Annotated in this window: 16 protein-coding genes; 8 read left to right on the top strand and 8 right to left on the bottom strand. The window is 29.4% G+C overall.

Annotation, left to right across the window (positions count from 1 at the left end; all coding sequences use genetic code 11):
• Positions 1–3: 3 nt before the first annotated feature.
• The gene (locus ACPB8Q_RS05445; RefSeq protein ID WP_423792172.1) at positions 4–1,578 is read right to left on the bottom strand and encodes an alkaline phosphatase; all 1,575 of its coding nucleotides are present in this window, start codon (positions 1,576–1,578) and stop codon (positions 4–6) included.
• A 194-nt stretch (positions 1,579–1,772) separates the two neighbouring features.
• Between ACPB8Q_RS05445 and ACPB8Q_RS05440 the strand changes: the two genes are divergently transcribed.
• The 3 genes from ACPB8Q_RS05440 to ACPB8Q_RS05430 all read left to right on the top strand — a co-directional run bounded on the left by ACPB8Q_RS05440 (position 1,773) and on the right by ACPB8Q_RS05430 (position 3,877).
• Positions 1,773–2,219 carry an NADH-quinone oxidoreductase subunit B family protein gene (locus tag ACPB8Q_RS05440; RefSeq protein WP_423792171.1) on the top strand — a complete coding sequence of 149 codons (447 nt, stop codon included), beginning with the start codon at positions 1,773–1,775 and terminating at the stop codon, positions 2,217–2,219.
• Positions 2,219–3,196, top strand: a complete 978-nt coding sequence (locus ACPB8Q_RS05435; protein WP_423792170.1) for an NADH-quinone oxidoreductase subunit H — start codon at positions 2,219–2,221, stop codon at positions 3,194–3,196. Before ACPB8Q_RS05440 ends, ACPB8Q_RS05435 begins: the two co-directional genes overlap by 1 nt.
• A 72-nt stretch (positions 3,197–3,268) precedes the next feature.
• A complete protein-coding gene (locus tag ACPB8Q_RS05430; RefSeq protein WP_423792169.1) occupies positions 3,269–3,877 on the top strand; it encodes a chemotaxis protein CheC in 609 nt (202 codons plus the stop codon).
• Here the strand turns inward: ACPB8Q_RS05430 and ACPB8Q_RS05425 are convergent.
• A complete protein-coding gene (locus ACPB8Q_RS05425) occupies positions 3,869–4,732 on the bottom strand; it encodes a CheR family methyltransferase (protein WP_423792167.1) in 864 nt (287 codons plus the stop codon). The genes ACPB8Q_RS05430 and ACPB8Q_RS05425 overlap by 9 nt on opposite strands.
• A 1-nt stretch (position 4,733) precedes the next feature.
• A complete protein-coding gene (locus tag ACPB8Q_RS05420) occupies positions 4,734–5,642 on the bottom strand; it encodes a hypothetical protein (RefSeq protein ID WP_423792166.1) in 909 nt (302 codons plus the stop codon).
• A gap of 85 nt (positions 5,643–5,727) precedes the next feature.
• Here ACPB8Q_RS05420 and pdxS point away from each other — a divergent pair, with 85 nt between their 5' ends.
• Genes pdxS through ACPB8Q_RS05395 form a run of 5 tightly spaced genes read left to right on the top strand, consistent with a single transcriptional unit; the run spans position 5,728 to position 10,151 of the window.
• Positions 5,728–6,717: a pyridoxal 5'-phosphate synthase subunit PdxS gene (pdxS, locus tag ACPB8Q_RS05415; RefSeq protein WP_423792165.1), complete on the top strand. Its 990-nt coding sequence runs from the start codon at positions 5,728–5,730 to the stop codon at positions 6,715–6,717.
• A gap of 21 nt (positions 6,718–6,738) precedes the next feature.
• The gene (locus ACPB8Q_RS05410) at positions 6,739–7,320 is read left to right on the top strand and encodes an AAA family ATPase (protein WP_423792164.1); all 582 of its coding nucleotides are present in this window, start codon (positions 6,739–6,741) and stop codon (positions 7,318–7,320) included.
• A 59-nt stretch (positions 7,321–7,379) separates the two neighbouring features.
• Positions 7,380–9,170, top strand: a complete 1,791-nt coding sequence (gene glmS, locus ACPB8Q_RS05405; RefSeq protein ID WP_423792163.1) for a glutamine--fructose-6-phosphate aminotransferase — start codon at positions 7,380–7,382, stop codon at positions 9,168–9,170.
• Between the two features lie 4 nt (positions 9,171–9,174).
• Complete coding sequence (locus ACPB8Q_RS05400) at positions 9,175–9,636, top strand: hypothetical protein (RefSeq protein ID WP_423792162.1); 462 nt, start codon at positions 9,175–9,177, stop codon at positions 9,634–9,636.
• Positions 9,636–10,151 (top strand): adenylate kinase family protein, encoded by a 516-nt coding sequence (locus ACPB8Q_RS05395; RefSeq protein ID WP_423792161.1) that lies wholly within the window; start codon positions 9,636–9,638, stop codon positions 10,149–10,151. Before ACPB8Q_RS05400 ends, ACPB8Q_RS05395 begins: the two co-directional genes overlap by 1 nt.
• Here the strand turns inward: ACPB8Q_RS05395 and comE are convergent.
• From comE to frhA, 5 genes are read right to left on the bottom strand one after another with little or no spacing between them, the layout of a single operon-like run.
• Positions 10,129–10,695, bottom strand: coding sequence for a sulfopyruvate decarboxylase subunit beta (comE, locus tag ACPB8Q_RS05390; protein WP_423792160.1), 567 nt, complete (start codon positions 10,693–10,695; stop codon positions 10,129–10,131). The genes ACPB8Q_RS05395 and comE overlap by 23 nt on opposite strands.
• 26 nt (positions 10,696–10,721) lie before the next feature.
• A complete protein-coding gene (gene frhB, locus ACPB8Q_RS05385; RefSeq protein WP_423792159.1) occupies positions 10,722–11,561 on the bottom strand; it encodes a coenzyme F420 hydrogenase subunit beta in 840 nt (279 codons plus the stop codon).
• A 2-nt stretch (positions 11,562–11,563) separates the two neighbouring features.
• A complete protein-coding gene (frhG, locus tag ACPB8Q_RS05380; RefSeq protein ID WP_423792158.1) occupies positions 11,564–12,247 on the bottom strand; it encodes a coenzyme F420 hydrogenase subunit gamma in 684 nt (227 codons plus the stop codon).
• A gap of 1 nt (position 12,248) precedes the next feature.
• Positions 12,249–12,740, bottom strand: a complete 492-nt coding sequence (gene frhD / locus ACPB8Q_RS05375; RefSeq protein ID WP_423792157.1) for a coenzyme F420-reducing hydrogenase, FrhD protein — start codon at positions 12,738–12,740, stop codon at positions 12,249–12,251.
• 58 nt (positions 12,741–12,798) lie between these two features.
• A complete protein-coding gene (gene frhA, locus ACPB8Q_RS05370; RefSeq protein ID WP_423792156.1) occupies positions 12,799–14,007 on the bottom strand; it encodes a coenzyme F420 hydrogenase subunit alpha in 1,209 nt (402 codons plus the stop codon).
• Between the last annotated feature and the right edge of the window lie 131 nt (positions 14,008–14,138).

Genomic DNA, 14,138 nt, shown 5'->3' with positions numbered 1-14,138 from the left:
TCATTAATTAACTGCTGCTATTAGAAGAGCTGAATCTACACAAGATGAGCAAGGAATGTGAGTATAGTTTCCTTCTGAAGCTTCAAGGATTTTTGTATATATATCTGTATTGTCATAGAATCCTCTAAACAACTCTTCACCTGGACCAATAGCCCAAACAGCTACAGGATTTTGTGTATGTCCATAAGCTGTCCAATAGACTCTTGACCTATCACTTTCTATTTTAGATAAAGCATACTCTCCCCAGTTATCTAAGTATTCATTAACTCTTGGATAATAACTTAATATTACCTTATCTGTTATTTTTGAATCTAATGGATATTTAAATAAGAGTTCTTTTTCTTTGTCTGTTAGTTTAGTACCCCACATTTTTTCAATAAACTTAACAGTTTCATCCTTACTTAAGTTATCTGCTAATATCCTTTTAACTAAATACTTTACACTACATTTGACATTCTTAACTGCACTAACATTTTCTTTATAACTTACTGCCCCTGATGAGGAATCTGCATAAGAACATGTACCTCTACCAATAGATAAACCACCAGTCTCATGGTCTGCTGTTATAACAATTAGAGTATCTGGATGCTTCTTTTGATAATCTAAAGCTACTTTTATAGCGTCATCAAACGCTTTAACATCTACAACTGCTGCTTTTATATCATGAGTGTGATATCCATGGTCTATTCTTCCTCCTTCAACCATTAAGATAAAACCATTAGGATTTTTATCTAATATTTCTAATGCTTTTTTAGTCATTTCAGCCAATGATGGTTGATTTTGATATTCAGGAATATTTTCTCTATCTATCTCATAAGCCATATGGGACATTGAAAACAATCCTAATAATTTTTTAGTATTTTCTGGATTTACTTTTTCTAACTCTTCTTTATTATAAACAATAGTATAACCCTTCTTTTTAAATTCTTCAATAAGATTCTTATTGTCTTTTCTTTTACTTCCTTTTTCATCTTTTGGTATAAAGTACTCTAATCCTCCACCAAGTGCAACATCTGGCTCAAATTCTAAAAGCTGTTCAGCAATTTTATCCTCTTCCCCTCTATCTTTTACATGTGCATACATTGCTGCTGGTGTAGCATGTGTAATTCTTGTAGTTGTTATAATTCCAACTGACTTACCTTCTTCTTTAAATATTTCTGATAAGATTTTTTTAGGTATTTTACCATCAGGAAGCATATTTACCATTCTATTTTTGGTCTTATATCCTGAGAACATTGCTACTGCTGCAGCTGCAGAATCTGTAACATCATGTCCTAATGAGTATGTTGTCATTAATCCAGTATTATTAGTTACATATGGAAATGTTAAATTCTTCCCATAAACCTCCTCAGAATATCTGTTTGCTAAATATACTTGATTTATTCCCATCCCATCTCCAATGAAGATAATAACACTTTTAGCTTTTGGAATGTTATTTTCTGCACTTTTAGCTTCTATACTTTTAGCAGGCATTTCATTTATTTCTACTTTTGAGTTACTTTGATTTCCTACACAACCTGCTGTAAAAACAGAGAGTAGAATCATTACAAATACTGCGACAATCCCTATCTTTTTCATTAGCTATCACCTACATTAAGAAATTTAATGTAGGTATTATAAATTTAATTAGATTATAGAATATAACAATTACTATTTAGATTTCCTAATAGCATATTTTTATATAATTGGATTTATAAATATAATTGGAAATAAAATATAAATAATGTTACTGTAAAATTATCATTATTAATAATGACAGATTGGGTATATTTATGCTAAAAAAGACATCACGGAAAAACTGTATTCATATAATGCTTGTATCTACTGGAGGATGTAATGCTTGTGATATTGAAACAGTCAATGCAGTTTTTTCTCCTTACTATGATGCAGAACAATACAATGTTTTTTTAACATTTAATCCAAGAGAAGCAGATATTTTGATAGTTAGTGGATGTATAACAAAGTTTGTTACTAACTCATTAAAAAAGATTTATGAAAAGATTCCTGAGCCAAAGGTTGTTGTTGCTATTGGTTCATGTGCTATTATGGGAGGAGTGTATAAAAACATTGGAGGGGATTTAGGAACATCAGATTTTATTGATGGACCTTTGGAAAATATTATTCCTGTTGATGTTAAAGTCCCAGGATGCTCTCCAAGTCCAGAAGAAATTATTAGTGGAATTGTTAAAGCTGTTAAAAAACTCTTAGAGGAGAAATAATGGAGCTCTACTATTATCTTTACTATTTCTTATCCATTGTCGGTATTCCATCAATATATTTTGTTTTATCAACATTAATTCCAGGAATTCAGAGAAAGATTCAAGCAAGAATACAGTGGAGAGTAGGACCAAGTATATTAGCCCCTGGATTTTGGGCATTTTTTAAGTTTATATATAAAGAAATAAAAAAGCCAGATGCCATACTTCCAAATGTTTATAATATTTTTCCAATGTTATCCATTATCATATTATGGGTATTATTAGTTGCAACTACTCTTAATATATCTATTTTGTCAAATATTATCTTTATTGCAGGAATTTTAAAGCTTGAAGAGTTATTTTATGTAATTAAAGGTTCTCTATCTTGCTCAATTATGGGATTTAGAATGCCTTATATTGATGAATGTAAAGGAGCTAAATATATTGGAATAAATAAAATATCCTTAGAGCAGTTATCTGCTATTAGAAACTACAAATTTATAACAATTGCCTCATTTCCATTTTATATATCCTTATTTTTACCATTCTTTGTAAGTAAGACAATATATCTATCAAATTTAAAAACTCCATTTATACTTTCTTTATCTGGGTTATTAGGAGCATTAATTTTTTTCATTAGCTACTTAATTATGATAAAAGAGTATCCATTTTCAATAACTCACACAAAAGCTGATGTAATAGATGGAACAAGTATGGAGTTAATAGCTAAATATAGAGCTCTATATTTATGTGGATATGAATTTTTAATTATTGTTTTAGGTTCTTTATTCTCAACTATCTATTTAGGTTGTCCTCCAACATTTGAAAATCCTATATCTCTAATTATTAATATAGTTGTTTCATTAATTTTAGCTATATTTGCTGGCATTGTTAAGGCATTTTCTCCATTCTTAACATTTAAGGAACTCTATAATGTCTCATTCACTTTAATTATTATTGGAGCTTTAGCTTATATATTAGCATTAATTGGACTATAAAACACAAATTTTATATAATCTAAAAGTAAAAGAGTTAAATGTAAAAAAGATTATTGATGTGTGGGGTTTGTTATGAGTTTGCTTGAACCTATAAATAAACTTATTGAGATTGGAAGGGAAGCTTCTGAAAATATGGCAAATGCATTTATGGAATTGACTGGGGAAAATGTAGAGGTCTATTTCTTAGGGTTAAGATTTGCACTAATTGAATATGTTCCAGAACAATTTGGTGATATAAATTATAAAGCCGCAAGAATTGACTTTAATGGGATATTAAAAGGTAAAAGTTTAATTTTAATTCCTGAGCAAGATTCTGTAAAGTTAGAAAAATTACTTTTATTAGATATATTATGGGATAGCTTAGTTCATAAAGAACAACTACCTGATTATGAAGAGATGGAGAAATCATTAATTAATGAAGTTGGAAATATTGTAATATCCTCATTCTTAAATGTATTTGCAAACAGATTGAATGGAACTATTAACATAACTCCTCCAGAATTTATAAAAGATATTGGTTTTAGTATAGTAGAGGCATTAATTGCTGAAGTTGCTGAAAAGACTGATATTGTCCTATTGTTTGATAATAAAATTGAGATTATTGGAAGATTTCCATTAAAATGTTATCTATTAATAATTATTGAACCAGAATCACTAGAAAGATTAGATAAATTATTCTAAAGGTTTTTGATAGATTCTTTCTCTTGCATTATATGTCTTAAATAATTCTTTTGCTTTTCCATGTAGTATTTCAGTTTTTCCTAATATTAAAAACCCTCCTGGATTTAGGGCTTCATAGAACTTTAAAAATAATTCAGCTTGTGTTTTTTTATCAAAGTAGATTATAACATTCCTACACATAACAATATCCATATTTTTTAATGGAGGGTCTTTAATCAAATCATGAATCTTAAATGTTACTAATCTCTTAACTTCTGGCTTAATCATATACTCCTCATCATTTAGTTTAGTAAAATATTTTTGAATAATATTGGCAGGAAGATTTCTTAATTGTTTTATATGATATACTCCTCTTCTTGCTTTATTTAAAACTTCTTTGTCAATATCAGTTCCTGTTATTTTTGCATCAAACATTTTTCTGTTGTTCTTTTTCATAGACTCTAAAATTATTATAGCTACTCCATAAGGCTCTTCTCCTGAAGAACATCCTGCACTCCAAACTCTTAATTTTCTTCTACTCTTATCCTTAATAAAATTGTCTATAATCTTCATTAATTCTTTATAGACAGTTATATCTCTCCAGAATTCAGTTACATTAACTGTTAATGTTTCTTCTAATTTTTCTTTCTCTTCTGGATGAGTTCTTAAATATTCATAGTACTCTTTAAATGAGCTACACTTTGTTGCTTTCATTCTAACCTTTAATCTTCTAATGATATAATTATCTTTGTATTGAGTAACATCAATTTTTAGTGTAGTTTTTATATATTGTAAGAGTCTTTTGTAGTAGAGTTTATCAATACTACTCATCTGTTCAACAGTTTCAGGAATCTTATTTATATCACTAATTCCCATCTTATTCCTCCTCAATCATTTTTTTGTAAAATTCTCCAAATTCTATTTGCTCATCTCTTCTCATTAACTTATCTACTGCCTTTTTCATAACTAATGCATATATATCTATTAAATCCTTATATTTAACTTCTGGTAGTCCAGTATATACAAAGATTACTTTTTTAAATCCTCTTTTTAATGCATTATCCACTAAATATATAGCTAATGCCTCAGATAATGGTTCAATTGGAGGATAGCCATAACCTAATGGGACTCTCTTTTTAAAGAATCTGTTTTTATATTTTAGCCCAATAACTTGTGAGAATCTAAAATGCATAATATTAGATATTTTATCAAATCTCTCAAAAATATTTAACCAAAACTTAACATCTGCCTTTTCTTTTGCATCTTCCCAGTCATCTGTTTCATATACATTTAATTCACTTAAAAATATATTCTCTAACTGTAAGCCAGGAATAGCTTTAATTCCTAACTCATTTGCAGATATTATTAGCTCTTCTAATTCATCCAAAGTTCCAAATTCATTATAATTAGTTGCTGGCTCAATAGAGTAAATCATTTCTTTATTTTTCTCATAGAATTTTTTTAAGACTTCTAAATGTTTATCAAAATCATTACCTTTTCTAACACCTAAATGATAGTTATAAATTTCCGCTCCAGCTAATGAAGCTCTCTCTATAGCAGTTAGATGTCCTTTTAAACCACCTTCTGATAAAGGATGATAGTAAGGTCCATGAGCTAAGATGGTTGTAAAAAACTCTTTTCCATAAGCTTTATAGCTTTCATAATATCCAGGAGCCATTTTTTTAGATAACATTGCTGGAGGAATCTCTGTTATTCTTGTCCCCAATAAAGCAGCTTGTTTTAAAGTTGATAATGCATTGTATGTTCCCCATTCAAATAGAATCATTTTACTCACCCAAATGGTTATTTATATATATTTCTTATGTTAATTTAAATTTATATAAGTTTTGGAATACTTTTGGAGGGATATTATGAAAAAAGGAACTGATTTATTAAAGAAAGGATTTGCTAAAATGGTTAAACATGGAGTAGTTATGGATGTTACTAATGTTGAGCAAGCTCAAATAGCTGAGGAAGCTGGAGCAGTTGCAGTTATGGCTTTGGAAAGAGTGCCAGCAGATATTAGAAAAGAAGGTGGAGTAGCAAGAATGTCTGACCCTAAGTTGATAGAGGAGATTATGGACTCTGTTTCAATTCCTGTTATGGCTAAATGTAGAATTGGTCATACTGCAGAGGCAAGAGTTTTAGAGGCAATAGGAGTAGATATGATAGATGAGAGTGAAGTTTTAACTCAAGCAGACCCATACTTCCATATATATAAAAAAGATTTCACTGTTCCATTTGTATGTGGAGCAAGAAATTTAGGAGAGGCAGTTAGAAGAATATGGGAAGGAGCAGCAATGATAAGAACTAAGGGAGAGGCAGGAACTGGAAATGTTGTAGAAGCTGTAAGACATATGAGATTAATGAATGAAGCAATTTCACAACTACAAAGAATTGATGATGAAGAGATTATACATGAAATAGCTAAAAACTTTGCTAATAGATATGCTCAATTAACAAAAGAAGTTAGAGAAAGTTTAGGTTTAGGAGGAGAAATCTTAGACTGTGAGCCAATTTATCATAACTTTACATTAAATGAGATAATTGAGGGAATTTATAAGATACTATTAGAAATTAAAAAGATAGGTAGATTACCAGTAGTTAATTTTGCTGCTGGAGGAATAGCAACTCCAGCTGATGCAGCTTTAATGATGATGTTAGGATGTGATGGAATATTTGTAGGTTCAGGAATATTTAAATCATCTAATCCATTGAAAATGGCTAAGGCAATAGTTGAAGCTACTTACAACTATGACAAACCAGAGATTGTAGCAGAAGTTAGTAGAGAGTTAGGAATGCCAATGAAAGGTTTAGAAATAGAGAAATTAGAAGAAAAACTTCAAATTAGAGGAGACTAAATTTTAATTTTTAGTGAGATTATGCTTCTAATAGGCATAACAGGAATGCCAGGGGCTGGAAAAAGTGGTATTTTTGAAGTGGCAAATAAATTTAATATTCCAATTATATCAATGGGTGATGTTGTCAGAGAAGAGACTATAAAAAGAGGTTTAGAGCTTAATCCTAAAAATGTTGGTGAGACAGCTATAAAGTTAAGAGAAGAATTTGGGAAAGAAGCTATTGCAGTTGTTTGTTTAAGAACAATTGAAGAAAGATTTAAAAATAAAGATATTGTTATTGTAGAAGGAATTAGGAGCTTAGATGAGTTAAATTATTTTAGGAAACATTATCCTCTTGTTTTGATAGCTATTCATTCATCCCCATTAACAAGATTCAATAGAATCAAAGAGAGAGATAGAGAAGATGATGTAAAAAGTTGGGACAAGTTTGTTGAGAGGGATAAGAGAGAGTTGAATTTTGGGATAGGGAAGGTAATAGCTCTGGCTGATTTTATGATTGTGAATGAAGATAATTATGAAGATTTAATAAAGAATTTAGAAAAAGTTATAAAATATATCATAAAAAATAAAGAAAATTTTAATTCATTTAATTTTATATATTAACAATCATTAATAATTTTATAAATTCAATATCATACTCTATTTTTTTATTTGGGATAAATATGTGTGGTATCATTGGATATATTGGAAAAAGAAAAGCCTCAGAAGTATTATATAGAGGATTAAAAAGATTGGAGTATAGAGGTTATGATAGTTGTGGTATTGGAGTTGTAAATAATAATAAGTTAATTATTAAGAAGGATGTTGGGAAAGTTGAGGAGGTTGCTAAAAAAGAAGGATTTTTAGAAATTGAAGGAAATATAGGGATAGGACATAATAGATGGGCTACACATGGTAAGGTTAGTAAAGAAAATGCACATCCACATACAGATTGTTTAGATAGGATAGCAATAGTTCATAATGGAATTATAACAAACTATAAGGAACTTAAAGAAGAATTAATAAAAAAAGGTCATAAATTCAAATCAGAGACAGATACAGAGGTTATAGCTCATTTAATAGAGGAAGAATTAAATAAGTTTGATGAATACAATGAAGAGAATTATATAAAAGCTGTTAAAAATGCATTAAAGAAGATTAAAGGAAGTTATGCTCTATCAATAATTAACAAAGATTTTCCTAATTTGTTGATTGGAGCAAGATATGAGAGTCCTCTTATTTTAGGTATTGGTGAGAATGAGTTTTTCTTAGGTAGTGATGTAACTGCTTTTTTAGATTACACAAATAGAGCAGTTCCATTAGAAGATGGAGATATAGTTGTTGTAAAAAATAATAGTTATTATATTGAAAACAATGGCAAAATAGTTAAAAGAAAAGAAATAGAGATTAAATGGAATATTGAACAAGCAGAAAAGCAAGGATTTCCTCATTTCATGCTTAAAGAAATTTTTGAACAACCAGAAACTATAAAAGTATCTGCCAAAATATCAAGTGAAGAAATTAAAGAAGTAGCTAAATTAATAGATAAATTTAATAAAGTCTATTTTGTTGGGGCTGGGACATCTTATCATGCCTGTTTATATGCAGAATATCTGTTTTCTAAATTAAATAAATTAGTTAAAGCTGAGGATGCATCTGAATTTTTAAATAAGAGTGTTGTAGATAATGACACATTAGTTGTAGGAATTACTCAGAGTGGAGAAACTTATGATACATTAAAAGCTTTAAAATATGCAAAAGAAAAAGGAGCCAAAACTGCTGCAATAGTTAATGTTATTGGTTCAACTGCTACAAGAATTGTAGATATCCCTATATTGATGGGGGCAGGAATAGAGATAGCTGTCTGTGCAACTAAAACATTTACATCTCAATTAATGATAATATATAGATTATTTTTAGAGTATGGAAAAATAAAAGATAGGAATATGAATAAATATGAACAGGTTATAAATAAAATTCCTAACTACATAAAAGAGGTATTAAATCAAAGTGAGCATATAAAAAATATAGCAGAAAGTTTAAAAGCACAAAACTATATATTTATTTCAAAAGGTATTAACTTAGTAAGTGCCTTAGAAGGTGCTTTAAAATTTAAGGAGATTACATATTTACATGCTGAAGGTATGAGTGCAGGAATGTTAAAGCATGGAACTATCTCACTAATAGATGAGAATTTTGACACTATTGCAATAGTTCCTCCAAAAGATTCAAAAGTTTTTAGTTCTATATTATCAAATATTGAAGAAGTAAGAGCAAGAAATGGTAGAGTTATTGCAGTAACTCCTATAAAAATAAATGATTGTGATAATATAACAGTTCCTAATGTTTTAGAAGAGATTTCTCCAATAGTTTATGCACCTGCATACCAACTCTTAGCTTATTATAAAGCAGTCCAACTAAAAAGAGATGTAGATAAACCAAGAGGTTTAGCTAAAAGTGTAACTGTGGAGTGATATTATGGCTTTAAAAAATATCTTAAAAATTTTAAAAGGGAATAAAGATGTTCCTAAACCAGTTCCAGTAGAAAGCGAGGAGTATGAAACAATTGAAATTACTCCTGAGGAAGACAAAGAACCTTTAATAATAAAAAAAGTTGAAGAAGAAAAACCTAAAGAGATAATTAAAGAAGTTGTTAAAGAAGTTAAAATACCACCAAAAATCTATGTTGTAAGAATTAAGCATCCATTAGATTTTGAAGAAATAAAGAGAAAAGTAGATAAATATAACATAATTTTAATAAACTTGGAAGAAGCTCCTGAAGAAGCAATAGCAAAAGAATTGATTGATTTTAAGGACTATATGGTAATATTAGGATATAAATTAGGATTTATTGCTGAAAATGTTATACTTGCCTATAAAGATGCTGAAATTGATAAGTATGTATCAAATATTGTAAATGACGCTGAATGTGTTGAATAATGATAATAGCAATAACTGGCACTCCAGGAGTAGGAAAAACAACTATATCAAAAGAATTAGCTAAGAAATTAAAAGCTAAGCATATAGATATAACTGAAGTGGTTAAAAAATATAAGCTGTATAAAGAGTACTGTGAAGATATGGATAGTTATTTAATAGATTTTGAAAAACTAAAAGATTTTTTAAAAAAGTTTAAAGATGAAGATATTATTATATTAGATGGACATGTTTCTCATCTTTTAGATGTAGATTATACAATTGTTTTAAGATGTAATCCTTTAATTATAAAAGAAAGATTAGAAAAAAGAAATTATAATAAGAAGAAAGTTATGGAAAATGTTCAGGCAGAATTATTAGATGTTTGTTTATGTGAAAGTAAAGGAAAGGTTTATGAAATAGATACAACAAACAAAAAAGTAGATGAAATTGTAGATGAAATCTTAGATGCAATAAAGCATAAAAAAGAAAGAAAAGGAATAGTTGATTGGTTATCTAAATACTACTATCTTTTATAGCTTCCATAAATCTCTCTTTTATCATTATTGGACTTAATTTTATATTTTCACATTTTTCATTGTATGGGATAGCTTTTGCAATAATAACTTTACATTTATCTTCTTTTAAAGCTTTTTTGAATTCTCTTTCAAATTCTTCCAATGTTTTTGTTGTTGTTGCATCTAAATTAAAACCTCTTGCCACTTTTTCCAAATCAATTTTAGTAGTATGTGTCTTCTGATTTCCTGTTGAGCCATAGGCTGAGTTATCAACAACAACCAAAATTAGATTTTTTGGAGATAAATAGGAGATAGTTGATAAACTGCCCATGTTCATAAGAATAGAGCCATCACCATCAATAACAACAACTTTATCTTTAACATTCAAAGCTAAACCTAATCCAATAGATGAAGCTAATCCCATGGAACCAAGCATATAAAAATTTCTTTCTCTGTCTTTAATTTTATACAGTTCCTTTGAAGGAAATCCAATATTTGAGACAATTATATCATCTTTAACATTTTCAACTATTTTTTTAATTATATCTATCCTTTTTGGATACATATAAAAAACCAAAAAAAAGTTTATTATTAGAAGATGCCTAATGATTTTCTTTCTTCTATCTCTTTCATATTTTTCTCTTTTTTAGTTTTAGCCAACTTCTCTACTAATCCTATTCCTGGCTTAACTTCTTCAATTGGTTTAACTTTTAGATAACCTTGTTCTATCATACTATTTATAATTTCTTCTCCTTTTTCTGTTCTTATAATTACAGTACTCCATCCATCTGGACTTCCAACTGAACCTGTTGAAATATCTGCTAATTCTGCTGTATAATCTGTACAGACATGACATGCAGATGACTCATAAGCATGAGTTTCTTTTAATTTTATTGCTTTTGTTTCTCCCCATTTTGTATATACCCAAAACTTACCTTTTCCTATATCTAACTTAACAACATCTTCCATTTTAACTCCACATAACTCTTCAACAATTATTCTTAAACCTTCATAAGGGAAGTTTTCCATACAGAATATACCAATCAATAAAGCAATTTTATCAGATATATGTCTAAATCCTGCTGGATATGCCATTAGTTTTCTTGTAGCTCTTATTTGACATGGAGTTCCAACAACTCCTATTTTTTCACATCCATACACTCTTGCAGCTTTTTTTAAAACTGATATATTCGGAGATATTGAATATTTTGTTCCAGCAGCTTCTAAAACCTCTTCAGGAGTTGTGGCTACATCTGGGATTGGATAGAATTCATCATAATTCTTAGATACAATAACTCCATCTAATATATTGTTCTCTAAACCATAAATAAATACTGTTGATACTATTCCTCCATCTTGAGCTCTTTTTAAAACTTCTGGAAGTGTTGATTTAGCTGATATTATCTTTCTATATTTTCCTAATACTTCCATATTTATCCCTCTATTTCATTTAAGAAATCTGGAAACTTAATTCTTGGACACTGGAATGAACAAACTCCACATTTTATACACAATGATGTGGTTACAACTGGTTTTCCATCTATCATTTCAATAGCTCTTGTAGGACATGCAGCAGAACAAGTTCCACAGCCCATACATTTAGCTTTATTTACTACCTTTGTTATTAAATCACATCCACATACTTCTGGATTTTTAGCTAACTCTACAAATGGCTCTAAATAAACAGTATCTCCTGATAATGCTGCCTCAATAACTCTTACTATTTGCTCTGGTGATGGAGGACAACCTGGAATAGCTAAATCTACTTTTATAACTCTTGATAATGGTAAAAATGATGTATGGACTGGCTTAGGTGGTTGATTACCTTTACAGAATCTTGTTACTCCACCAAAAGCTGCACAAGCTCCTAAGGCAACAACTATCTTAGCTTTTTCTCTTATTTCTTTTGCTAATTCAACTGAATGATGGTCTTCTAAACAAACACTACCCTCAACTAATGCTATATCACACTCTTTAATTTCTCTTTCATCCATTATTGTCTGACAGTATATTAGCTCTATCTTTCCTAAAACATCTAATAACTTCTCATAAGTATCTGTTAAGGATATTAAACATCCACAACAACTTGATAATTGTAGATAAACTACCTTAACCATATCAATCACCTAATTCTTTGAGTATTATCTCAACAGCTTTATCAACAGCTTTTTCAACTTCTTCACTTAATCCTATTTTAACATCTGGGGCAGGAATGTATTTAGCTTGACAGCCAATAACTTTAATCTCTATTCCTAATGTTGCATGAATATCTTTCAATATTGATGATAGTTTCCAACCGTGTGCATCTGTTCTGTCATATTCAATATCTGGCAAATCATTTACATCTAAAACTTTTATTTCTCCAGGTTTTAGTCCATAATCTATAACATCTACAACAATAATCTTTTTTACTTTGGTATCTTTGTCTAAGAGTGTTAAAATACTTCCAGCCCCAGTACCAACATCTAATATAGAGATATTCTCTTTTTCCTTCTCAGAAAGAATTTTATTTAATTTCTCCACTACAAAATATCCAAATCCATCATCACCAAATAATAAGTTTCCACATCCAAGAATTAAAATTTCTTTGTTAAGATAGTCAGGAATCATCTTTTTCCTCCAAAAGGTTTTTCCCAAAGGGTCCCTATATAGGGTTCCCCTTTGGGACTTATAAGAACTCTCTTTTCTCTATAACTCTATTATCTTCTTTAACTATTATGTGGGTTGCACATGAAGCTCATATATCATAAGCTCTTAGAATTACTTCTGCATATTGATGAGGATAACCTTCAATTGCTTTCTCAACTATTGGGAAGTTCCATGTTGAAGCAGCTATGATGTTGTAGCTTTTAACTTTTCCATCTTTACCTACTTCTACCATATGTGTGTTAGTTGCTCTTGGAGCTTCATGAACACCTATTCCAAACCCATCTTTGTAGTCATATTCTGCTCTTGTTTTTCCATAAATGTTTAATTCATCTAAAATCTCAAATGCTCTATAAACTGCCCCTAAGTTCTCTTTTGCTCTTGCTATGTTAATATCTAAAGCACTACCACCAACTTTAAAGTTGGCAAATTTAGCTAATCTTGCTCTTGGTCCTCCTTCACATGGAACTCCATTATATAATGGGATATTTACAGATGTTTGAAGAGCTATTTTTTTATCTTCATAGTATCTTTGTGGAGGAATCTCAACAACATTGTTCCAATCTATTGCATATCTGTCTCCATAAGTTGTGTGAGTTGCAATATATGGATAATTATGAGCTCCTAAGTCAGGAATTCCAATTTCTTCTAAATAGTTCTCTATCATTTCAACATATTTCTCATAAATAGTATAAGCATCTTTTTCAAATTCTTTTAATGCATAGTAGATTTTAGATTTTGCTCTTTCAGTTATATTTTCTTTCATTCCTCCAACTACTATATTTGGAGGATGTATTCCTTCTCCTCCTACAACATCAACAATTAACTGAGCAACTCTTCTCATCTTTTGGACTAATTTTATTAATTCTATTTTTTCTTCATCACTCTTAACAAAGTCATCAAATGTTAAGAAGTGGTGTAATGGATGTGAATGCATTCTATTTCCTAATCCTACTAATTCTCTTAACAATAAACCATCTTCTGGAACTTCAATATCTAATGCATGCTCAATAGCTTCACAGCTTGCTATTGCATGAGTTGTTTGACAAATTCCACAGATTCTCATAACGGCAATAGGTGCAAATTCTACTGGCTTACCTTTAACTATTGTCTCAAATCCTCTTACAGGTGTAGTATTTATAAAATAAGCTTTTTTTACTATTCCATCATCATCAACATCTAAAATTAATTTACCATGCCCTTCATGTCTTGTTGTTGGGCTAATTTCCATAATAGACACCTCAATAATCCTGGTTATATCTATAACTTTATTAAAAAAGATTTATATTTTCATTGACTTTAAAAAAATAAATATAAGGGAGTAATTTTTCAAATATGTTCAAAAATGTTCTTTATTATTAC

This window comes from Methanocaldococcus indicus (assembly GCF_049554935.1).
In the GTDB taxonomy this organism is placed as follows: Archaea; AGJL01; Methanococci; order Methanococcales; family Methanocaldococcaceae; genus Methanocaldococcus; species Methanocaldococcus indicus.
The sequence above is the reverse complement of the archived record's forward strand: the minus strand, read 5'-3'. Positions and strand labels throughout refer to the sequence as shown.